This is a genomic window from Acidovorax sp. GW821-FHT10E03, assembly GCF_059415205.1.
The window spans coordinates 224,463-247,322 of record NZ_JBWKMU010000013.1 but is presented as its reverse complement, the minus strand read 5'-3'; the positions used below and the strand labels follow the sequence as shown (position 1 = coordinate 247,322).

The window sequence follows — 22,860 nt, the reverse complement described above, 5'->3', positions numbered from 1 at the left end:
GTTCCTGGTGCGCTGGCACGCGGCGATGGAGCGCTGCAGGCGATCGAGCAGCAGCCGCCGGTTGGGCAGGCCCGTCAACGCGTCGAAGAACGCCAGGCGCTCGATCTCCTGCTCCGCTCGCTTGCGGTCCGTGATGTCCATCGTGAAGCCGTGCGATACCACCGAGCCATCGGGCTCGCGGTGCGGAATGGCATTGGTCATGTGCCAGCGGACGCTGCCGTCGGGCATGCGCACGCGGTATTCGCACTGCCAGGGCACCAGCTTGCGCACCGAGGTGATGGCGGAGCGCTGCACCTGGGGCAGGTCCTCGGCCAGCACGCGGTGCATGAGCACGCCGTGGTCGGCCGTGACCTCGTGCGGCTCCACGCCCATGAATTCGCGCACCGCATCGCTGATGTACTGCACGCTGGTGCCGCCATCCGCGTGCAGGCGGTATTCGTAGATGAAGCCCGGAATGCGGCTGGCGATGCGCTGGATGAACAGCAGCTGTTCGCGCAACTGCTCGGCGGCGCGGTGCTCGTCCGTCACGTCCTGCACCACGCCCATCACCACCTGCACCCCGTCGCGCGGGAGCGTGCGCCGCACGCGGGAACGCATCCACCGCACCTCGCCATCGGGACGGCGCCAGCGGTATTCCACATCCCCGCCGGCTCCACGCTCGCGCACCTTGTCGAACACCTGGCGGTCTTCGGGCAGGATGCCGCTCACGGCGCGCTCCGGGTCCACCCATTCCTGCTGCTCGAAACCCGCGATCTCGCACAGCCCCGGGGACCACAGCAGCACCGTCTCGCCAGGGTCTTCGATGCGGCGCCAGTGGCCGGTGCGCGCCAGGCTCTCCATGGCGTTGAAGACCTCGGTCTGCTCGCGCAGCTCGCGGCGCACCTCCTCCAGCGCGCGTTCGGAAGCGGCCAGCGCCGAGCGCAGGGTTTCGGCCTCGGTGGCATCGCGCACCGTGACCACGATGCAGTCATTGGTCACGCGGCGGGCAGAAAGATCCCAGGCCAGCAGCAGCCGGCCCGGCTCGCGCACCACCTGGCGGCATTCGAGCGGCGCCCCCACCCGGACCACGCCGTGCAGCTGGTCCAGCAGCGCCGTGCCTTCCAGCAGGTCGAACACCTCGCTCGCATCCGCGCCCGGGTTGCGCACGGCGCCCAGGCCGGGCATGCGGCGGGCGGCGGCGTTGGCGGCCAACAGCAGCAAGCGGCCCCGCTGCAGCCGGAACTCCATCAATGCCACCGGAACGGCATCGACCAGGGCCTGCAAGCGCGCCTGCGCCATGGGCTCTATGGGGCCCTCACCAGCGGGGGCGAGGAGATCGGTCAACAGTTCGGACGAGATCACGGTCGCTCTGGAACCTCTGAAGCCTGCGGTTGGGATGGGTCCCGCCTGCGCAGGGCGGGGCCGACGGTCAAAAGCCAAAGTGCCAGCATACAGGCAAGAGTATGTCTAAACGTAACATTCGTTCAAAACCTGGGGCATTTCCCCAAGGGAAAACCCGAGGCCCGCCGGACACGCCGCAGGGACCGGCACGGGCCCGCCGCCAGGTTTCGCCGCGCGGGGCCCGCGGCGGCGCGTGCCGGGCGAACTGCTACAGTCCACGCCTCATTTCCCGGCCCCCCGCATGTCCGACACGCTCGAACACCACACCCCCATGGTGTAGCTACAGTGGTGGTCCAGCAAGAAGATTTGACGGGTTATTCTTTTAAATTCAACGGCTTACAAGATCTACGCCGAACTACTACAGAGTGCGATTTGGGCCTGGAAAGGCATGGTTTGGCGAGAAGATTGCCCCAAATTTGCCCCAGAAGATTGGCTCGAAAACTAGGGCATAGCCCAGCGTGTGGAGGCGTACTTCGACGGCACTTGCCGCAACCTTCCGCGCTTCGCTCTGGTACCCCTGCCGCGTGCTTGAGTCCAGATTTGCAGCCCCTGAAAGAACAGAGGAACGGACTTCTCAGCATGCCGGCAACCCAGCTCTATGTGATCGGCAACGGCTTCGACCTCTGGCACGACATTCCCTCTCGCCTCTCAGATTTCAAGGACTATGTGCGAGTGCATGATCTCGCGCTGATCCGGGAGGTCGAGGAGTACCTCCCCACCCAGGACAACTGGAGCGATCTGGAAGTGGCGTTGGCTGGCCTGGACGTGGATGAGCTCGTCGACAACTTGGGGCACTTCATGGCGCCCTACAGCGCTGAGGACTGGAGCGACGCAGGCCATCACGATTTCCAGTATGAGGTCGACAACGTGGTCCAACGGCTTTCCGTAGGGCTTCGCCAACGCTTCGGCGCCTGGATTCGGCAACTGTCGATCCCGACGCCCGCGGCAGCGCCCAGGCGTCTGCACTCTCTGGATCGGAACGCCGCGTTCCTGTCATTCAACTACACCTCGACTCTGCAAACCGTCTACGGCGTACCACCGGAACGCACGCTATTCATCCACGGCTGCGCCGAACTCGCCGATGATGAACTGGTGCTCGGGCATGCCTGGAGCCCCGACACCCGTAAGTCGCTGAACGACAGGCCCGGCATCGAGGAAATCGACACGCGGCTGATGGAGGCTCACGAGATCATTGACGAGTACTTCTCCGCCACGTTCAAGCCGTCCGCCCACCTGATCAAGTCAAATCGCTGGTTTTTCGAGAGCCTCAACCACGTGCGGGAGGTCACGGTGCTAGGGCATTCGCTGTCCGAGGTTGACGCGGCCTATTTCCATGCGCTGTTCGAACAGCCCGCACTGGCGGCTACGCATTGGCACGTGGCCTGTCGATCCATGGCCGATTGGCCCAGGTATCGGCAGCGCCTGGCGCAGATGGGACTGCCCCCTGCGCAGGTCCAGCTTGCCCAGCCAATGCTGTGGGACGCACTGTGAACCATGCGGTGATCGCCATCGCCTGAGGCGCAGCAGTTGCATGTCGCGCGACAGCGTAGTCGCGTACGGCAGAATGACATCATGTCGACCACCTCCAAACCTCTGGACGTTTTCCAAGACTTGTACCTGCGGGGTCCGGCGTCTGCCGTTGCTGCCCTGCACCAGGCCTTGAAAGATCGCACCGCCCCGCCTTGGCGATACGCAACGGAGAAGGAAGAGCAGTTGCGCGAATTGGGCGAGGAAGGCGATGCACTGGCTTTCGAGCGTGCGGTGACGCCTGGCTACGAGGCGGCCGGGCTTATGCTGATTGCGGACGGCGACGGTCTGAAAGTCGCCAACATCGTCCCACTGGAACTCAGCGAACTAAGTCACCGCGCATACAACGCGATCTTGGAGGACTTCGCCAGCCAAATCGCACGGCCCGCCGCGATGGATGCGGGCTGCAGCGTCGTGATGTCCAGCAGCACACTGCAAATGGAGAACGTGGTGCCGCCCGCTGTGGCGGAGGCTCTGCGGCGCTTCTCGGTCTTGGCCAACAAGTCCACAGGTGCATCTCACCCCATGGACAGAGACCGCTGGTTCGACTTTATCCTCCTGGCCCATCGCGAGAATGCGCAGCTCGACGCCTCTGTACTCGCTCGTTGGCTCAGTGAATCCGAGGGTTGGCTCGAGGATTGCGCCAGGGATCTGGCGGGCGAGTACGAACGCTCACGATCACTGCTTACCCGATACGAGGCCTCCGCGTAATGGCGGTTCCTGCGTCGGAGCTTGCGCGTATCGTCCAGGCGAACGCGCCGGTGCTGTGTCTGGACACTTGCAGCGTTCTCGACGTGGTTCGCGATCCTTACCGGGAGACCTCACAACCGCACGACGCCGTCGCGGCCATGGATTTGCTGCAGGCGATGGAGTCTGGAAATCGTCTCGTTGGGCTGCTCGCGGATCAGGTCCACCAGGAACTGGCCACGCATCTTCCCGAGATCGAAGATGAGGCGCGGCGCGGATTGCAGAAGCTGCGCTCGCACATCTCGCGGGTGGACGGCTTGGTCTCGGCTCTGGGCGCCCCCGTGCGTACCAACCTATCCCATTGGGACCAGCATGTTGCCAATGCCGCGAGCGCGGTGCGGAGATGGATCGGCGCCTCCACTGTCGCGCCCGAATCGACGGCCATCCCCAACCGGGCCTATGCCCGAGTCATGCAGGTCCGGGCCCCGGCCCGTAAGGGTAAGGACTCCCTGCAGGACTGTGTAGTGCTGGAGACATACCTGGAAACGGTCGCCGAGCTTCGTCAGCACGGCCTGACCACCACCGTGGTTTTCTTGTCCTCAAACACGAACGACTACGGCACTCCAACGTCGCGATCGCAACTGCAGCCCAGTTTGGCAGCGGAGTTCGCTGCCTTCGGGATGCGCTACGCCTCGGGGCATGGAATGGCCAAGGCGCTGCTCGGGCTCTAACAGCATCTCTCCGGACAGATCGATTCGCTTTCCAAAGCCTGGGCAATCCCACTCCAGTACTTTGATGAACACACTCTCGTCCTCCACGAATGCCGTGCAGCGCAATGCGAGCGATGGCCAGTTGCCCGAGCTGCAGCGAGCACTGTTGAACCGCCTGTTGGAACAAATGCTGTCGCTGGGCGTTGGCGTGCCCGCGCTCAAGTTCAGGGCTGAAAACTACTCAGACGTCGCAACGCTCGATCAACTGGAAACGAGTGGCTTGCTTAAACGGGACAACGATACCTACGTTGTCCAATCAGCCGCCCTGTCCTTCCTGGACGCGGAACCCGCACGGCGCATGTTGTCGAACATTGAGCGTGTGTACGCCGCTCTTCGTGCGCAGTATCGCCAGACCCAGCAGGCGCAGGTTCCCATTACTTTGTTGACCGCCCAAGCTCAGCTCTCGGTTCCGGATGTCATTGCCGCGCTGCAAATGATGCTGGACACCTCCGTTTGGTGTGCCGGTTGGTCGACCGATCTCCTGAAAGAGGACGCCTTTGTCTCGCCTGGAGAGGGTATCCTGAAACACGAATCCTACGCCCAACTTGTTGATGAAGTGCGGAGCTGGAGCGCACCCCGCGCCTTGCTGCCACGTTTTGACATCACCTCTTCGATTGACGTTGGTGACCACCGTGAGCCGGAGCGCGACGTGGAGCGCATGCTGCCGCCGGCACAGGCTGAGGCGGTCCTATCTGTGGCTGAGGACCTCGAAGGCATGGACTTCGGCCTCAACGACTACTACGACGACATTGAACCCCAAGGCGTCATCGACAACGTCCTCACAGGGAAGATCAACACCCTGCGCGTGTACTGCGAAACCATCGGCTGGCTCGGATTGGCTCGACGGCTAAAAGAGCTGACTCCTCTGCGGGGCGACGCCGTCGAAGCGATGGCGCTCGTCAAAAGCTTCATCATTCCTGAGGTTCGTCGACTCGCCATCGTCCAGGCGACGACGAAGCCCAAGGAGGTCATCCACATGGACAACGTGCTTCGAGCATGGCCGGCAGTTCGGGCTTGCCTGCAAGAGTTTCATTTCTATGACATCAAGGAGGTAGCCGGTCTTGCGGGCTTCGATGTCACGGCCGCCGCTCATCTGGTGCAGAAGTCGCAAGGCGGTGCTACCAAAGGTCAGTTGATGTCGGCGATAGACGAGCAAGTCGGAAGGATGGACTCACGCACCAGATCCCACTTCCTGACAATCCTCATAGAAGAAATTCTTCGGCGGCGCTCCGAGATGCAGGAGAAGCTCTCCGAGTATTTGAGCCGACTGGGTTGGTCATTCGTGAGCCAAACGCTCGTGCCGCTGGAGGTGTTTGACGTCAGCATCCTGGCAGACACACCCGATGAGTCCCACAAGGACCTTTTGAAGGCGGCGCAACGCTTGCGCGACGGCGACTTGGGCGGCGCCATTTCTGCGGCATGCGGCGCCGTGGATACTGCCACGTCTAAAGTCTACGAAGAGCAAAGCCTTGGAGATCCAACAAGGGCCTCCTTCCAAGAACGATGCAAACGTGCTGCATTGGCCAAGGGGGTATTGACTGAGCTTGATCGCCAACTCGATGCCCTAGGGTGGTCTCAGGCAGAGGTTTCCCCCTTCAAGAAGAACCTGGAAGGCGCCCTCAACCAGGGCGCCTATGTGATGCAGACACTTCGCTCCCACATGGGCGATGTCCACGGCACCAAGCCCATCTTGCGGTCGCTGGTGTTCGACTGCCTGCGATGGGCCGAGCTCATCGTCGGCTCGCTCGTGGAGCGTCGAGACACCTCATGAACCAATAGCAGCGGTTGTGCCCCCTCCAGTACGGTCCGCTAGGTCCGCCACGGCCAGGAGTCAAATCGGATCTGCCGCGAGCTTCGACCGACGGATCGGCGCTGACAAGCCGTACCTTGCCGCGGCCTGTCGCACCAACTGATCGAACCAAGCCGGGGCTTCGGGTGCGATCACGATGCTACGCAACAACGAAAGGCGATCGACCTCAATCGGCATGCCGCCCGTGGGCATCTCTCCCTCGAACTCGTTTAACGAGCGGTCCAGGAGCACGCGGACCTCCTTTTCGTGCTGATAGGCCTTTGTCTTGTAGGCAAACACGCGGGCGTATGGCGTGATGTCGATCTTCGGGTCGCGCCAGTGCTTGATGTACTCGACCTTCTCGATTGCAAGATCGTAAGAAAGTTTCGCCTTCGCCAGGCACTCTGCCAATCGGCCAACCGTGGTGGTCAACGCAACGGAGCACTCCGACTTCCCGTACAACGCCCACATCGCCGCGCTGTCGTCCTGGTCCTTGTGCCAGCAATTGATGAAGACGGTTTGCCGCATCCGCTGCTTAAACTGCGCGTAAGTGAAGTCGATGCCGTTTGCCAGGTAGGAGCCCTCGATATCCTTCCGAAAGGTCGGCGTGAAGGCACCTTCGAACTTGTCGCTGAAGTTGTCAGCACGGCAGAAGAAAAGCGTGCCGTTCTCCAGGAAGTCTAGGAACTTCGCGGCATCTACGTACCGCCACAGGACATCGTCGCTTTTTAGCTGATGGCTGATCCGGGGCTTGCCCGGAATGTGAATCGTGGGAGGCATGTTCTTCTGAAATTCAACTCTGTAACGAAGCAGGATCAGTGCCTTCGTTGCTGATGCGAGTACACGGCTCGACGATCTACGCACATAAGGATGTCGTACCCATCCAGTAGCGCAAATGCCAGCCCCAGTCCTCGTCACTCATCGCCGACCGAATCTGCAACACGACGATAGATCGTCACATGCCTTGTTATCGACGTGCCACTGACCTTGCCGACCTCCCTGTTTTCCGAGTCTTCTTCAACTTCATCACCCCAGACCTGGGCCAGCAGTCGACGAACTTCCGCCGCGAGGTTCGAATCTCTACGCGCAGGTTGACCGGTGATCGACCTCGGCCATGCCTGCCTGCCGACCGTCAGGATAGACCCATCGTGCTTGGGTACCACAACGATATCCGCACCAATCTCAAATTCATTTCTGAAGTCACGCGGATGAACGTCGTCCTCATCTTCGTCGTAGGAGAAGTGGCCGTCGAAGCAAACCGTGAGTTCAGTTGAGCTTGCAAGTCGTTCACAAAACTCATCAGCGTTGAGCCATTCGTCACGCCCCCAACAAACGATGGGTAACCCTTCCAATCTGCCGCAGCACTCCAGAACAATTTCCGCGCATTTAGCCTTGAGGAGTTCGTCTGCTTTAGAAGCTGCGATGATGCGAGCTTGTTCGGTTGCCCATTCCGCTAGCCGTTCCTGAGGAACAAGCGGAAGCGCTGAATTTCGAGATGCAGTGACTGTCTCTCCAACGAGCAGCCCTTGGACGTTGGCAAGACGCGCTGCACGAAGCCCTCCGATGGTGATCCAGCCACGATCGCTTCGGGAATACTCGCTTGGCTTGATGTACGCACGACCTAGAGGCTGCCCGCTTTCACCGAAGACTGTACGAATGGCAGCGTGGTGCCCCGACTTCCGCTCCCTGTCATGAGCATCCGACTTCGCCAAAGGGTCCAGGCGTGACAACAGCGCGTCGTCGGCTAGTTCGAGCCAGTCTCCCGGGCCAATCGCTGGCACGGATGCCCCATTCTCTTCCACCTCAACGGAAACCGCGACGCTTGGCGCAAGTGACGCAACCAACTGATGGAGCGTCAAAACAGTTTCGCCGAATCTGTTCACGTGTAGCAACCCACCTTTTGCACGTGGGTCGACCTTCAACCGGACTTCGACACGCGTTCCCCCATCGACTGGAGAACAACCCTTTTCTGCGGGCGACAAGATTGGCCGAGAAGCCGTCCCGTCTCTGAATTCCAGTACCCGTGCGCACTCTTCCCCTTGATCACAACGCCGTGAGACAACGCGAACGACAGTCCCGAGCATAAATACCGAAAAGAATCCGATTCCATATCGGCCGATTGCGTTCATGCCTTTCGCAATCAAACCTGGGAATTCTTGGGTCGCAAGCGTTGACCGCCAGAACGATGTCCCGAAGTCGATCAATGGTCCTGTCAGAACGCGCTCCGACATACCAATGCCATTGTCCTCGACGGTTAGCCAATGTCCATCTGATCGTTCGGACAGGGAAACCACAATGCTTCCCCAACTCTCGCGCCGCCCCTGATACCGACGTCGCGCCTGAACTGCGTCAGCACTGTTTTGTATCAACTCGCGCAAGACGATCGTGGGGTCGTCACCATACAACTTTGCACCACCCAAGGTTTCAACGACCTTTGGAATATCTGACACGCGCAATTGCGTATCGATCGGGCGCCAGCCCCGCGTGTGAATCGTGCGCGCGAGGGACTCGGGGCTTCCTGCGCCTTTCACCCGCCGCGCGCGAAAGAACAGACCTTGGGCCCTGTTCTGCATCAGCAGATCGACATCCTGCAGTTCTCGATTGACTGCAGAAATCGTGTCATAGGCGAGCCACCACGCATCCGCATCAGATATCTCGAAGGGAGCGCCTGCGGTGAAAACCACCGCCTCATGCTCAATGTGAGGAACTGCCAGCCGCTCTTGGAAGGTCCAGTGCAACGCGGACACACCTTGCGGGTGGGTCAAGGCGCGCAAAAATCTGGGCGCCCTTCGCTGATCAAGATGAAGCGCATCGGCAATCCGTAGCAGACAGGCGAGCTTGACACGATCGATCCGACTCTTAGTCTTGCTCGGGAAAGCTCCGAGATCTTCGGAGAGTTCCTCCTCGACATGGGCAACAGACCACCAATGGCTGTGGGCGATCTGCCCGATAGTTTCACCGTAGAAAAAGCGAAGCTCCGCATCGTCGATGAGATAGACGGTGTCTCCGCTCGCAGTCACCCAGCCCTGTTTTGCCAAGGCCCCCGCTTGTTGCGCATGCAACTGCCTAAGAACTTCTGGCACCGCACGCTGCACGATATCTCGCGGAGGAGCACTGACAGCGTCCGGGCCATGTTCGCAGTCTCCGAGCAACGCCATGACCGTGTCTTTCCACGCGATGGTCTGCTTTAACTGGTCAAGGCCCTGCGGGTAGGCCGCCAAGCTCATCGCAGAATCGTGCAGCAGAACACTTGCTCCAAACACAAACGCCTCCGCGGGACTTACCGTGATGGCCCCCTCGGACACCAATGACGCTGTTTCCCACAAGGCATCCAAATGGGTTAAGTCATGGACGGTCAGGCCGGGCATCGCGGACGCGATCTGGGAGACCAGAACAGCCGCCTTCTCGCGCATGGCCAAGTACCGCTCACGAAAAAACTCCTGCTCTGCAGGAGTGACATCTGGCAAAGGGTTGACGAATGCATGGCGCCACAGCCAAGTAAGGCGGAAGTCGGAGGGGGATGACACGTTTTGTCCTTTCTTTCTTATGGCGAGTCAGCTCTGGAAACCAAGGGGCACCATAGCGCTACCTCTTCCTTCATTTAGATTTGTCAACTAAAGACAGCCGCAGCCTTTGGCTTAGACCTCTCCCATTCCTTGCGAGCCCTGCTGTAGTCGGACTTGATAGCGTCGAACTGGGCCAACTCGTTGGTCACCACATCAAGTGAGAGCGGTACCTCGTGGAAGTCCTCGGAATGCGAATGAGCGTCGATGTAGCGCGACAGCGCCGCCATACGATCATGCACACGAACTGCGATTCCTTCATCGAAGAAAACTTGGTCGAGCGTGAACGTGATGTTCTCGCGCCAACGACGCACGACGTTGTTGAACAGCTTTTTCTGGATGAAGTCCTCATAGGCGGTTCGCAAGCTCCCACAGGCCTTCTCTAGCGCATCGCGCTGCGGCTCACCCACCAATGTCCGCGCAGCTTCGAAATGCCTCTTCGCCCGATCATGTGCGGCGCCTTCGTAGTGTTCGTGCGGAAACGCGAGCCGGTCGATGGCGCCGGGCGCATTGGCGTCGTCGCGCCATACGGTACGCCCGGCAAAGGCCACACCCTTTTCCTCGGCCGCCGCCGCCAGATAGTTCGTGAAGAGAATGTCGTGCGTAAAGACAATGACTTGCCGTCGCGCGGCCTCGTCCACTAGGCGCTGGGCAATCGATTCCTTGCGCACATGGTCCATGGAAGTCACTGGATCATCGAACACGACGCCAACACAGGTTCCGTTGAGCTCGACCTCTGTCAGAAAATCCGCCAGTGCTGCTGCCGTCTGCTCACCCTCACTAAGCACCTGGGACGGATCGACCCCAGTCACCCCGGCGTTGGCGATCTCAATCTTGCGATCCGTGTTGCCGGCCTCGCCGGCGAACCGGAACTGGACCGGCAAAGCCAATCTCAGCGCCTTACAGTTTTCCGTAAAGCGCTCAATGAATCCTTGCGCAACAAGCTCCGTCGCCAACGCTTTCTGCTTGCTCGTGACTTCACGCTGGATTGCTGGCAGACCGCGCAGGCAGACATTGGCCTTCGCCACCCATTTCAGGTCCTCGACTGCAGCCACGATGTCGTCATAGTGGTCGGAGAGGTAATGCCGATCCTTGAGCAGTTGCTGCTCCAACAATAGCGCCTCGATTAGCGCCATGGGATCACTCAACCGGAGCTTTTCATTGTCCTGCTGCAAGCGTGTCACCAGCGCAGCAACACGCTCCGAAACGGAGCCATGTGTCAGCAAGGACAATCCCGGGACCGACTCGTTCGTCGCCGACTGGATCAGGGCATCAACAACTAGTCGAAATCCTTCCACATGGCGCGCAATGTCTGCTTCCAAGGCCATATCGAGTTCTTGCACTGTGCGCCGCACGGCGCTCTCTTCAGCGAAGAAGGTCAGCCCCACTTTGCTTAAGTCGTCTCGGTACCCCGTCAGCTTTCGCCTAGCGGCGGCTAGCTGCGTCTCGACGTCGCTGGTGGCGGTCTGATAAAACCTTGAAAGACGATCCGCACTGTCTGCGTCGAGCACTTGGTGGCACAACACGCAGCGCGCGTCTTCGGCCTTCGGTGGAAACGTATCGTCCGGGTAGGCTTCCTTGCTGTAGGTGATCGCAGCAGACAATAGATCCAGCCATGCTCGAGTTCCGACGGGCTGCACCGGCTCTCCGCCGAACCGGGCGGCAGACAATGCAGCCCCTTGCTCGACCAGCGAGCCGATCTGCGCAACTGATTCAGCAATATCGACTGCTATCGCCGGTTTGACGCCTACCGCCAAGGAAGCGATGGATGCATTGACAGCGTTCAAATCGGTAATGCGCTGCTCGTTCTTCTTGAGGATTTCCTTCGGATCGGTGGTCCGCAATTCCGTGAGCTGCTGCTCGACTGCCAAACGCCGGGCTGCCTCGGCGTCACCGTAGACAGAAAGTTCTTTCAACCGCGCCAGATCCGTCTGTGCGCTACGCACAGAGAGAGCGGTAGCCACCTCGGACTTGCTGTCCTGAATGGCAAATTTGTCCGGCTCCGGCGTTCGCCGCGTGATCTCGTCCCGCAGCTTGGTTTGCAGCTTTCCGAACGCCCCCACCATCCGAGGAAAAACGTCGAACAGATACGGCATGACCTGAAATGCATTGCGATCATCTAGGTGCACACGAACGCAGGTTGAATCGAAGACGGCGAAACCGTCACGCAGCCGTTGACAGGATTCCTGATGAACAAAGTCGATGCTTGAACCGTCGGCGAAGGAAAACATCGCCGTTGGCTTGGGCTGTTTGCTCTTTGCGAGCTTTACGTCGCCGAGGATCCTGGTGTCCTTCGACCGCGTGAAGCACGCGGACTTCAGCACGCGCGCATATCCGGACTTGCCAGCACCGTTGGGGCCGTAGATCACCGTGAGCTTGGGACCGAAGCTCAACGTCTCACCGGCAGTAAGAGCATTGACCCCGGACACCGAGGTCAACGCACACAAAGTACTGGAGAACGCCGACGTGCCCGTCTGGAACTGGGGTAACGCCAGGTCCCAGACCACACGCTTCGCATCTTTGCCAGCGAGGTCCTGATCGATCAGGTATTCGCCAAAGACCTCATCAAGGGCTTCATCGGATATTTCGACCGTCCCTACAAGTTTTCCCAGTAGGAGATGTTGCCAGCCAGGGAGTGTCTTGCCCCAAGCGGATAAGGCATCGAAGATGTTAAACGTCGGTTGCGTCATGACACCCAAGCCCTAGTTCCAAGCGTCTTTGGCCGAAACAACACGGCTATCAACGATGTGTCGATGGACAACGCCCACAACGCCGTCGCATCACGCCTTGCGCCGCTGAGTCCTGGGATCGCCGGATCCACGTGCATTTTGGTGCCGACAGAAATTGCCTTGATTGCCACGTTGCCCCCTATCCAATCCGCGCGAGAAGTTGCTCGATTACGTCACTGGCTTCGCGCTGACGCAGCACCCTTGCCTCTCGCTGTTCCGGCTCGTCGCTTTCGCCCAGTTCAAACTTGGCCACCGCGACCGGACCGTCCTTGCGATAACCCTCGGTCTCGCCCACCTGCGCAAAGCGAGCACGCAACAGGTCCAGCACGTTGTTCACCACATCACGGTGCTTGCCTTCAAGCGCCTCGCGAAACGCCTGCGCCACCGCGCTGACACCTTCGGGGGCATGCTCCAGGCAATAGATCAGGTCATGCGCATCCTTGCGCTCGAAACGCTGGTCGAACGCAAACGCCTTCAGGCAGGTGAAGCTGATCAGGTTGGCATGCTTGATCTTTTCGACAGCGATCCCGTCGCCGCCCAGCAGCTCTGCCTCGATCTCGGTGACCTCGTGCAGGTCGAACACGATTGACGAGTGCGGGATGTTGATGGCCGAGATCGTCCCGTCGGTCGGCAACGGTTGCACTCGGCCTCCAGCGATCTCCGGCGCATCCGCCAGAAACTCCAGCACCATGAGCGCTCCATGCTCGGTGCGGGCCTGCCAACGCCAGGAGAGCTTTTGCTGCTTTTCGTTCTCGGCACGCTCGAAGCCCATCTTCTTCAGGTTCTCTTCGAGCGTGTGATAAGCGTCCGTGTTGGCCAGGATCTGCAAATCGATCACGATGTCGACGTCCATCGTGCCTGCGTGTGCCGGCACGACAGGAGGCCGCGCCTTCACCAGATAACGTGGTGTGAGTCCGCCAACCAGGTAGACCGAGTCCTTCCACGGCCCCAACCCGCGCAGCAGCGTTACGAGGACGCGTTCGCAATCACTGGTGTACTGATCGCTGTAGCCATCGAACGTTGCGGGCTTGGCCATCAGAAACCCATCCTTTCCCGCCGCAGGTGCTCGGCCATCTCCTTGGCGCGACCTTCGCCCCGCAACAGGTCGAGGTAGACCTGCACGGGGCTCGCCAGCCATACGCCATCAACCTGCTCGCGGAACAGTAGTTCTCCCGTAGATTTCGTATCGATGATGGCGAGGTTCGCGCCCTCGGTGACGGCACGCGCATCCAGTTCTGCCAGCGCGGCGTCGGCGCCCGCTCCCGGCAACAGCCGAGTGCGCACCTGCGAGATGCCAGACAGAAACGGGGCATAGCGCTGCGCGGCGGCCTCGTAGCTCACCGCGTAGATTGCCTGATGCGCGTCGAAGACTTCGCCCAGATGCTGAAGCAAGGCATCAGACTTCAGACCGGGCACGTAATAGCGCCGCAACACCGGCGCGGTTGATCCAGCGAGCTGCCTGGTCCAGGCGTCCAGCAGCTCGCCAGGTTCCCGCAGATGGCGCTCCTTGCCTGGCCCCTGCCCGCGAGACTCGAGCCAATCGAACCGCTCCAGTTCGCCCAGTACATCAGAAGCGGTGGACGGCGCCACCTGGGCCCGCTCGGCCACCTCGGTGACGCCGAACCAGTCTTGATGGTGAACCAGAAGCGCGAGCAGCACTTGCGCGCGGCGCCCTGAGAACAATGAGCGCACCGATTTCTCAAGAGTCTTCGGTGGCGGTTTGTCGATGTACACGTAGGCCCCCGGGGCCGGGAGAAACAAGCTGCCGCCACTGTCGTAGTAGCCAACGCGCTCGGACTTGAGCAGATCCTTCGCGCCTGGCGAAAGGGACTCGGCAACCAGCAGATGTTGGACGTCGGACGGGTATGCCTGACGCAGCGCCTTGAACTGCCACAGCACCTGGCGCACATCCCGAGGATACGCAGTCTTCTTCGCCTCGACCAACAGGACGATGGTCTTGCCGGCGACGCTCAGATGGATCTCGGCATCGACCCGGTAAGGAGCCGTCAAGGCCGGTTCCAGCACCTCCAGTTCGGCGCGCACATCCGGCAGTTCCCGGAGTGCTTCCAGGAATCGCTCTATGAGAGCATGTTCGGTGGCGGTCGATTCGATCATGAGGAACTTATTCCCTGTTCAGCGAATAATACCATTGCATCGAATATTCGACAGCAAGGTGATTTTCGCTGTTCAGCGAATCGGCCACTTCTGCTCCCAATTCGCTGTCGCCACCCTAATCGAAGGGGGAAGAAGGTCGCGACGACGGCTACCGTCTCTGAGCCGGGGACCGGAAGACCCGGTCCTTCGCCATGAACGCCTCCAGCATGTGCGGAATCAATGTCGCTGTATCGACAGCTTCGCCATAGGTCTGCGCGTGCAGCCCGGCGTAGCGGTCGAGGTCGGCCTTTAAGCTGGCCGAGCACGTGAAGGTCAGCTTCACGGTGGCATAGGACGGCAGCGGCCCGAGCCGCAACTTTCTGGCCGTGCTCATCGGGCACCTCCACGCTGAAAGAACAAGGGCTGGTAGGGCCGGAGTGACAAATCTCTGGCCACAACCACCCGCACCGGCAGCCCCGGCCGCGCCATCAGCGTTGGCTGGATGTTCATGTTGCGTCGGGTCATCTCCTGGCCCACCTGGTTCACGCTGTCCTGCAGCCCGTCGCGGCCAGCGATGACGATGCGGTTGCCATCCTGGCGGTTTTCCGGCGCGGCCAGTTCGGCCCCCACACCCAGCAGCGTGGTCAATGCCGCGCCGGCCAGGATGCGCCCCCAGTGACGATCCACGTCATCCTCCAGCCCGGCATAGCCGGCGGGATCGGTGCCAACGAGGTTGTCCAGCGTCAGCGATGAGGTATCGGGCAGGATGATCCGGTTCCACACCATCTGCACGCGGCTTTGCCCATAGCTCACCTGGCTGTTGTATTTGCCCAAGATGCGCGAGCCCTGCGGAATCAGCAAGTACTTGCCGGTGGCCGTGTCATAGACCGGCTCCGTCACCGTGGCGATCACGTCGCCCGGCAGGTCTGACTTGATGCCCGTCACCAGCGCCGCCGGGATGATGGTCCCGGCCATGACCTGGTACGGCGACGCCGGCAACTGCAGGCTGCCCGGATTGCGCGTCTCGCCATCCCCCGCCTTCGCCAGAAACGCCTCCTTCGCCTCCTGCCGGTTCTGGACCGCGGTCGGATCGACCGGACCCGACTGCGGCGATGCCACCGCCATCGGATTGAAAACCTGGTTCCCCGCCGCCAACGCAGACGCCCCGGCCGGTGCCGCAGCGGCCACCGCCGGCCTGGCCCCACCGCTGTTGCCGCTGCGCCTAAAAAACACCGGCGACCGCGCCGCCTCCTCGGCCGCCAGCCGCTCGGCCTGCTCCGGATCGATGCCGCCCCCCGGCGGCCGCATCTCCATCGGCTGCTGCGACTTCACGATGGCGGGCCCGAGGTCGCCGGGCAGCGGCTCGCCCAACACCGGCGGTGCGGCCTTCGGCGCCGGCGCCAGCCCGGCATAGTCCTTCGGCAGCCGCTCCAGGTCCTCGGCCCGCGCGATGCGGTCCACGTTGAACAGTTCGGTGCCGGCACTGCGGTCCCGGCGACTCGGACTCAAGGACCACAGCGTGGCCCCCAGGACGGCGCCACTGATCCCGCCCACCAGTACCGCCAGCATGCGGCGGTTGAGCCGCGTCACGGGCCGCGGCGCAGCACGCAAGGTCATGGCCTGCGGATCGGCCTTCGGCAGAGGCGGAACAGCACCCTCCGGCATGTCGGTCGTGCCCATGCTCAGTTCCTCCGCGCCGCGCTCACGCCATCCGTGCGCTCGATGCGCACCACCTCGGCCTTGTCGCCCCCCAGCCGAAGCTCGGCCGCTCCGAAGAGGCGGTCCACCACGTAGTACGGCGCACGGAACCGGTAGTTCACCAACTGCCCATCGCCCTGCGGCCCGATCACGAACAGCGGCGGCAACTCGCCCTGCGCGATGCCGCCCGGGAACTGGATGTAGACCTTCTCCCCGTCGTCGAAGGCGCGCAGCGGCTTCCAGGGCGGGGAATCGCCACTGACCGCGTAGCGGAAGCGGATCTGTTCCAGCGTCATGCCCGTTTCCACCGGCGTGCCGGCCTGCGCCTCGCGCGCCTGCTTCTGCAGCGCCAGCATGCGGTCCTTCGGATAGTCCCAGGACACCGACGCCATCCAGGCCTGCGGCGTCGCGGACATCTCCAGCAGATAGGTCCGGCGGTTCGTCGTGATGACGAGATTCGTCTTCAGGCCCACCCGCGTGGGTTTGACGAGAACGTTCACGCGCAGGTCCGCGCCCGAGCCACTGGCCGTGTCGCCCACGATCCAGCGCACCGTGTCCCCGGCCGAGACCGTCACCAGTTCCTCGCCTGGCTGCAGCGCGATGACCGTGACGCGGCCCGGGCTCGCATAGACCTGGTACAGCGCCCCGTCGGCATAGGGCCAGACCTGGATCGCGTTGACATAGCCCTCGCGCGTCGGCGCGATGCGCGCCTCCTCGTTGGCACGGGACACGCGCAGCTTCTCGTCGGCAGGCTCGGGCGCGGGTTTCGCATCGGCCTCGCGCCCCACCGGTTTCAGCTGCCCCGGCAAGGCCAGCGGCTGCGGCACGGCGACTGTCACCACGGGCGTGGGCGCCTCCGGCCGCAGCTGCGCCGCCCTCTCCTGCTTCGGCTCGTCGAGCGAGATCACCGGCGGCGGCTTGCCTCCGGTCGCGCAGCCCGCGAGCAACGCGGCAAGCAGGATCGGCGGCAAGACGCAAATACGGCTTTGTGTTTTCATGGCTTCTTCACTCCTTCGGCGGTTTCGAGTTCCCGGCTCCACGACAGGCCGTTGACGTAGATACCCAGTGGATTCCTGCGCAGCCGCTCCTCGCTGCGCGGTGCCTGCAGCACGATGGACAGCACCGCGGTCCAGCGCTCCAGCCCGGCCGCCTCGCCGTTCACGTAGCGCCGCTCGGTCCAGCGCACCTGGAACGAGGCATCGCTGGCGCGCACCACGCTGTTGACGGCCACCGTGACCGAGTGCTGCCCGATGCGCGAGAACGGATCGGCCGCGCGCGCGTAGTCGTTGAGCGTGGCCGCCCCCTTGTCCGTGGTGTAGTCGTAGGCCTCGAGCCAGTTCTGCCGCACCACGATGGGATCGATCGACAGCGAGCGCACATCGGTGACGAAGCGCGCCAGGTGGAAGGCGATCTGCGCGTCGCTGGGCTTGTAGGGCGTGGCCGCCTCGCCCACCGCGCGCACCTGCCCGGCCTGGTCCACCTCGATCACATAGGGCGTCACGATGGACTGCGCCGAACGCCAGACCAGACCGCCGGCCATCAGCAGGGCCAGCGACAGGCAGCCGAAGGCCATCAACCGCCAGTTCTTCGCCTGCACGCGGGCCGAGCCAATGCGCTGGTCCCAGACCTGCCCTGCAGCCTGGTACGGGGTGACGGGCTCGGGCGTGTTCGAGTACCGCACCTGGGGTCGTTTGAATCGCATGGATGCCTCTCCTTCAGGAAATCGATTCAGGTGTTCGAGCTGTCATGCAGGCTCGGGCTGGCACCGCTGCCGCCGTGATCGCCCGAGCGCAGCGCATGGATCGCCGTCGTGGCGGCATGGCTCGCCTGCTGCCTGTGGCGCATGCGCCGGGCCCATGCGGGCTCGGCGGGCGGAGGGCTGGAATCGCCGGCATCCAAGGGAGCAGTCGCAGGCGCAGCGGCCTCGGAGACGAAGTCCGCCACGCGCTCCTTCATGACCTTGGCGCCGGACGCGACCCGCTGGCCCACGGCGCCCGCCCCTGTCTTCGCGACATTGGCCACGCCGGCACCGGCCGCGCGAAGTCCGCTGGCGCCTGACGCGGCAGCGCCGGCCTGGTAGGCCGACTTCGCACCACCAGCCACGGCCTGAGCGGTCCGCGCCGCAGAGGCTCCACCGCCGATGGCCGAGCGCGCTGCACCGGGCGCCATGCGTGCACCCACAGCCACTGCGGACCCCGCGCCCGCCACGGCCGCACCACCGGTAACCGCCAGGCCCGCGGCGCCCAGCGCCGTGCCCGCAGCCGCACCGGCGCCGAGCTGCGGTGCCCCGGACACCAGCCCGGTCGCGATGCCCGGCCCGAAGATCCCCAGGCCCAGCATCGCGAGCGCCGCGAGCATGACCACCAGCGCATGGTCGATGCTCGGGTCAGCACCGGGGGGTGTGCGGAACTCGGCGAACAGCCCCGAGCCGATCCCCACGATCACGGCCAGCACCAGCACCTTGATGCCCGAGGACACCACGTTGCCCAGCACCTTCTCCGCCAGGAAGCTCGTCTTGTTCCACAGCGCGAAGGGCACCAGCACGAAGCCCGCGAGCGTCGTGAGCTTGAACTCCAGCAGCGTCACGAACAGCTGCACCGCGAGCACGAAGAAGGCCACGATCAGCACCAGCCACGCGAGGAACAGCACGGCGATGGTGTCGAGGTTGGCGAACACGTCGGGGAACCCCGTCATGTCGCTGATCTGCGCCATGATCGGCCGCCCGGCCTCGATGCCGACCTGCGCCAGACGGCCCGGCTGCAGCAACTGGCCCTGCGAAAGGGCCGAGCCCGAGGCCGTCAACCCCAGTCCGGCAAAGGAGTTGAAGACGATCCCCGCCAGCCGGTTGAAGTTGCCCAGGATGTAGGCGAAGGCGCCCACGTAGAGCACCTTCTTGATGAGCTTGGCCATCACATCGTCGCCCTGCCCCGAGGCATGGCTCATGGCCCAGAACAGGCCGGCCAACGTCATGTCGATCACGACCAGCGTGGCCGTGAGGAAGCGCACCTCGCCACCCAGCAGGCCAAAGCCCGAGTCGATGTAGCGCGAGAACACATCGAGGAAGCGGTCGATGACCGCGACGTCGTTCATGGCGGCCCGTCCTTCGCCGCTGGTGTCGGCGCGGGCGGCGGCGGGGGCCGCACCGGATCGTTCGCATACGGCGAAGGCGCAGCGCGCATGAAGCGCTGGCGCGTGGCCTCGGCCACTGCGTTGCACTGCGCGTCGCCGACCTTGGTGTGGTCGGCCTTGCACTGCGCGCGCAGGTCCTTCAGCCGGTCCGGGTTCGCCACCAGCGATTCGACCGATTCGATGGGCTGGGCGGGTTCCAGCTTGCCGCAGCCGGCCAGTACCAGTGCGGAACCCATAACGAAGGCAAAGAGGATCCTGTTCATGGCGGCCTCACGGATTGCCGTAGAAGTTCACGGTATAGGGCGTGTACGGCGTACCGGTCCCCATGAAGCGCCGCCGCACCTCGCGCGCCCGCTCCTGCACCGCCACCTGGCGCGCCTGCTCCAGCGCCACGGCCCGGTCCTGCGTGATCTGCAGCTGCTGCGCCTGCATCGCCTGGCGCGACTGCAGCGCCAGCAACTGGTTCGTGGCCTGCATCGCCTGCAGGGCGCCCACGGCCGATTGGCTGCGGTTCACGAGGTCGGTCAGCATGCGCTCGTCGGCCGCGAAGTTCTGCACCGCCTGGGACTGCACCTGGGTCGCGGTGCGCAATGCCTCCAGCGACTGCTTCCAGCGCGCACGGGCGTCGGTCGCCATCTGCGTGCCCGAAATGGCTGCGGTGTACGACTCGGGATAGAGGTGCTTGAACTCGCCCTCCATCTGCTGCACGTTGAAGGCCAGTCCCTGCGCCTGCTGGATCAGCTGGTTCGTGGCCGACAGCGCCGCCTTCAGTTCCGACAGCGCGCTGAAATCCAGGCCCCTCAGGTTCCTCGCCTGGTTCCTGAGCATCTGCGCCTCGTTCTGGAGCTGCTGGATCTGGTTGTTGATCTGCTCCAGCGTGTTGGCGGCCGTCATGATGTTCTGCGCCAGGTTCGACGGATCGAACACGATGTCGCCGATGCCAAAGAGCGCATGCGCCGGCGGCGCGACGCCGAAAGCGATCGCGCCCGCGGCGACCAGTGCGGCCAGCCTGGGCTTGAACAATGAAGATTTGGGATTCATGGCAGTGCTCCTTCAGGTGGTGGATGGAAACGGTGGAAACGAAGGGATGAGGTCGGCGGCCCAGTCAAGGCCGCGATGGCGCAGCCAGGCGGCCGCGAAGTCCGAAGGTGGAACGGAACCGGAGACCGCATCGATGGCCCGCTGGTCCTCGGGCGACGAAGCGCCCGCAAAAGCCAGCGCCACCGGCCCCAGTCCCAGGTCAAAGACCCGGTTGCCCAGCCGCGACTGGTAGTAGTAGTCGCGCTTGGGCTGTGCGGTGGCAACGATGTCGATCTGCCGCCCGTTGAGCCCGAAGCCTTCGTAGATCACGCGGATCTGCGGCTCGGTCGCCTGCGGGTTGGGCAGGAAGATGCGGCTGGCGCAGCTCTCCACGATGGCCGGCGCGATGGTCGAGTCCTTGATGTCTGCCAGGCTCTGCGTCGCGAAGATCACCGAGACGTTCTTCTTGCGCAACGTCTTGAGCCACTGGCGGATGCGCGCCGCGAACACCGGGTCGTCCAGGAACAGCCAGGCTTCGTCCAGGATCAGCAGGGTCGGAGCACCATCGAAGCGCTCGTCGAAGCGCGCGAACAGGTAGGACAGCACGGCCTGCGTGGCAGCCTTGCTGTGCATCAGCTCTTCCATCTCGAAACCCTGCACGGCGGCCGAGCCCAGCCGGTCGTGGTCGGCATCGAGCAGGCGGCCGTGGGCTCCACCCAGCACGTAGGGCTGCAATGCCTGGCGCAGCGCATTGCTCTGCAGCAGCACCGACAGGCCCGTCATCGTGCGCTGCTCCACCGGCGCGCTGGCCAGGCTGTTGAGCGCAGACCACACCGCATCCTTCTCGGGCGGTCCGACCGCCACGCCTTCGTGCCGGAGCCGGCCCTCGATCCATTCGGATACCCAGGCGCGGTAGCCCTCCTGGTCGATCCGGGCCAGCGGCTGGAAGGCGATCTCCCCGCCCTCCTCCACCCCCTTGCCTAGGTCGTAGTGCTCGCCGCCCAGCCCGAGGATGGTGGCGCGCATCGAGCGCCCCATGTCGAAGGCCAGGACGCGCGAGCCGGCGTAGCGCCGGAACTGCAGCGCCAGGGTGGCGAGCAGTACGGACTTGCCCATGCCGGTGGGACCGACCACCAGGGTGTGGCCCACGTCACCGATGTGCGTGACCAGCCGGAACGGCGTGGCGCCATCAGTGCGCGTCACGATCAGCGGTGGCCCGTCCAGGTGCGCATTGCGCTCCTGGCCTGCCCAGACCGCCGATACCGGCATCATGTGCGCGAGGTTCAGCGTCGAAACGATGGGCTGGCGCACGTTGGCGTAGGCATGGCCCGGGATTGAGGACAGCCAGGCCTCGACCGCGTTCAAAGACTCGGGGATCGTCACAAAGCCCCGTCCCTGGATGGTCCGCTCCACCGCGCGCAGCTTCTCGTCGGCCGCGGTCGCATCGGCATCGAGCACCGTCACCGTGGCGGTGACGTAGCCGAAGGCGACCTGGTCGCTGCCCAGCTCCTGCAGAGCCGCATCGGCATCGGCCGCCTTGTTGGACGCATCCGAGTCCACCAGCGGGCTCTCGTGCTGGAAGATGGTCTCGCGCAGCAAGGCCACGATGTTCTTGCGCTTGGCGAACCACTGGCGCCGCAGCCGGACCAGTTCCTTCTCCGCCTCAGCCTTGTCCAGACACAGGAAACGGGTGCTCCAGCGGTAGGCAAAGCCCAGGCGGTTGAGGTCATCCAGAATCCCCGGCCAGGTCGATGTCGGAAAACCCCGCACCGTGAGCACACGCAGATGCCGCGTCCCAAGCATCGGCGCCAGCCCGCCCGTCAACGGCTCATCGGCCAGCAGCGCATCGAGGTGCATCGGCACCTCAGGCACCGCCACCGGATGCCGGCGCGTGGACACACAGGCATGCAGGTAGGTCAGCGTCTGGGCATCGTCGAGCCAACCGGTCTCCGGCATCACCCCGTCCAGCAGCCCGAGAAAACGCTCCGACTCGGCCACGAAGGCGTCCAGTCGTTCGCGCCAGTCCACCCCTTCGGCGCGATTGTTCTCGTACAGCAGCCGGGAGGCCTGCGCCCGGGCCTCCTCCGGCGGCAGGTAGAGCAAGGTCAGGTGGTAGCTGCTCTCGAAGTGTCTGACGTCTTCCTCGAACGCGGCACGGCGCTCCTCGTCGACCAGCCAGGACAGCGGCTCCGGAAACACCGACTCCGGATAGTCCGCCGCCCCGCGCCGCTCGGCCTCCACGAACAGTGCCCAGCCCGACCCCAGGCGCCGCAGCGCGTTGTTGAGCCGCGCTGAGGTGGCGATCAGTTCGCCCTGCGTCGCGCTGTCCAGGTCCGGCCCCCGAAATCGCGCCATGCGCTGGAACGAACCATCCTTGTTCAGCACGACGCCGGGGGCGACCAGGCCGGCCCAGGGCAGCCAGTCGGCCAGCAGGGCCGGCCGCTGCCGGTATTCCGTGAGGGACATCATGGTGT

General features: G+C 63.4%; 18 protein-coding genes. 4 read left to right on the top strand and 14 right to left on the bottom strand.

All coding sequences use genetic code 11. The annotated features are described in order from the left end of the window. The coding region (locus AC07OD_RS22720) for a PAS domain-containing protein (RefSeq protein WP_492808276.1) at positions 1 to 1,341 on the bottom strand (1,341 nt) is incomplete at its 3' end. Positions 1,342 to 1,959: 618 nt separating this feature from the next. On the opposite strand from AC07OD_RS22720, the gene AC07OD_RS22715 reads away from it, so the two are divergent. From AC07OD_RS22715 to AC07OD_RS22700, 4 genes are all read left to right on the top strand, one after another. After that, a complete protein-coding gene (locus tag AC07OD_RS22715) occupies positions 1,960 to 2,871 on the top strand; it encodes a bacteriophage abortive infection AbiH family protein (RefSeq protein ID WP_494598099.1) in 912 nt (303 codons plus the stop codon). Positions 2,872 to 2,952: 81 nt separating this feature from the next. Continuing rightward, on the top strand, positions 2,953 to 3,618 hold the full coding sequence (locus tag AC07OD_RS22710) for a DUF1889 family protein (protein WP_494598098.1): 666 nt from the start codon (positions 2,953 to 2,955) through the stop codon (positions 3,616 to 3,618). Beyond that, a complete protein-coding gene (locus AC07OD_RS22705; RefSeq protein WP_494598097.1) occupies positions 3,618 to 4,325 on the top strand; it encodes a PIN domain-containing protein in 708 nt (235 codons plus the stop codon). Before AC07OD_RS22710 ends, AC07OD_RS22705 begins: the two co-directional genes overlap by 1 nt. 64 nt (positions 4,326 to 4,389) lie before the next feature. Further along, positions 4,390 to 6,135, top strand: coding sequence for a hypothetical protein (locus AC07OD_RS22700; RefSeq protein ID WP_494598096.1), 1,746 nt, complete (start codon positions 4,390 to 4,392; stop codon positions 6,133 to 6,135). A gap of 60 nt (positions 6,136 to 6,195) precedes the next feature. On the opposite strand, the gene AC07OD_RS22695 is transcribed toward AC07OD_RS22700, so the two are convergent. The 13 genes from AC07OD_RS22695 to trbE form a co-directional block, all read right to left on the bottom strand. Further along, the gene (locus AC07OD_RS22695; RefSeq protein ID WP_494598095.1) at positions 6,196 to 6,933 is read right to left on the bottom strand and encodes a hypothetical protein; all 738 of its coding nucleotides are present in this window, start codon (positions 6,931 to 6,933) and stop codon (positions 6,196 to 6,198) included. A 134-nt stretch (positions 6,934 to 7,067) separates the two neighbouring features. Further along, positions 7,068 to 9,680, bottom strand: coding sequence for an HD domain-containing protein (locus AC07OD_RS22690; protein WP_494598094.1), 2,613 nt, complete (start codon positions 9,678 to 9,680; stop codon positions 7,068 to 7,070). An 83-nt stretch (positions 9,681 to 9,763) separates the two neighbouring features. After that, positions 9,764 to 12,406: an AAA family ATPase gene (locus AC07OD_RS22685; protein WP_494598093.1), complete on the bottom strand. Its 2,643-nt coding sequence runs from the start codon at positions 12,404 to 12,406 to the stop codon at positions 9,764 to 9,766. A 178-nt stretch (positions 12,407 to 12,584) separates the two neighbouring features. Further along, positions 12,585 to 13,481 carry an antitoxin gene (locus AC07OD_RS22680; RefSeq protein ID WP_494598092.1) on the bottom strand — a complete coding sequence of 299 codons (897 nt, stop codon included), beginning with the start codon at positions 13,479 to 13,481 and terminating at the stop codon, positions 12,585 to 12,587. Then, the gene (locus AC07OD_RS22675) at positions 13,481 to 14,560 is read right to left on the bottom strand and encodes a hypothetical protein (protein ID WP_494598091.1); all 1,080 of its coding nucleotides are present in this window, start codon (positions 14,558 to 14,560) and stop codon (positions 13,481 to 13,483) included. The genes AC07OD_RS22680 and AC07OD_RS22675 overlap by 1 nt, the downstream gene beginning before the upstream one ends. Before the next feature lie 148 nt (positions 14,561 to 14,708). Beyond that, on the bottom strand, positions 14,709 to 14,933 hold the full coding sequence (locus AC07OD_RS22670; RefSeq protein WP_494598090.1) for a DUF2274 domain-containing protein: 225 nt from the start codon (positions 14,931 to 14,933) through the stop codon (positions 14,709 to 14,711). Continuing rightward, entirely contained in the window at positions 14,930 to 16,219 is a 1,290-nt protein-coding gene (locus tag AC07OD_RS22665; protein WP_494598089.1) for a TraB/TrbI/VirB10 family type IV secretion system protein, read from the bottom strand. The genes AC07OD_RS22670 and AC07OD_RS22665 overlap by 4 nt, the downstream gene beginning before the upstream one ends. A 2-nt stretch (positions 16,220 to 16,221) precedes the next feature. Further along, complete coding sequence (gene trbG, locus AC07OD_RS22660) at positions 16,222 to 17,235, bottom strand: P-type conjugative transfer protein TrbG (RefSeq protein ID WP_494598088.1); 1,014 nt, start codon at positions 17,233 to 17,235, stop codon at positions 16,222 to 16,224. Then, positions 17,232 to 17,939, bottom strand: a complete 708-nt coding sequence (gene trbF / locus AC07OD_RS22655; RefSeq protein WP_494598087.1) for a conjugal transfer protein TrbF — start codon at positions 17,937 to 17,939, stop codon at positions 17,232 to 17,234. The genes trbG and trbF overlap by 4 nt, the downstream gene beginning before the upstream one ends. A gap of 26 nt (positions 17,940 to 17,965) precedes the next feature. Continuing rightward, entirely contained in the window at positions 17,966 to 19,327 is a 1,362-nt protein-coding gene (gene trbL / locus AC07OD_RS22650; RefSeq protein WP_494598086.1) for a P-type conjugative transfer protein TrbL, read from the bottom strand. Further along, the gene (locus tag AC07OD_RS22645) at positions 19,324 to 19,629 is read right to left on the bottom strand and encodes an EexN family lipoprotein (RefSeq protein ID WP_494598085.1); all 306 of its coding nucleotides are present in this window, start codon (positions 19,627 to 19,629) and stop codon (positions 19,324 to 19,326) included. Before AC07OD_RS22645 ends, trbL begins: the two co-directional genes overlap by 4 nt. 7 nt (positions 19,630 to 19,636) lie before the next feature. Continuing rightward, a complete protein-coding gene (gene trbJ, locus AC07OD_RS22640; RefSeq protein ID WP_494598084.1) occupies positions 19,637 to 20,407 on the bottom strand; it encodes a P-type conjugative transfer protein TrbJ in 771 nt (256 codons plus the stop codon). A 12-nt stretch (positions 20,408 to 20,419) separates the two neighbouring features. Next, the gene (gene trbE / locus AC07OD_RS22635; protein WP_494598083.1) at positions 20,420 to 22,855 is read right to left on the bottom strand and encodes a conjugal transfer protein TrbE; all 2,436 of its coding nucleotides are present in this window, start codon (positions 22,853 to 22,855) and stop codon (positions 20,420 to 20,422) included. Positions 22,856 to 22,860: the final 5 nt, after the last annotated feature.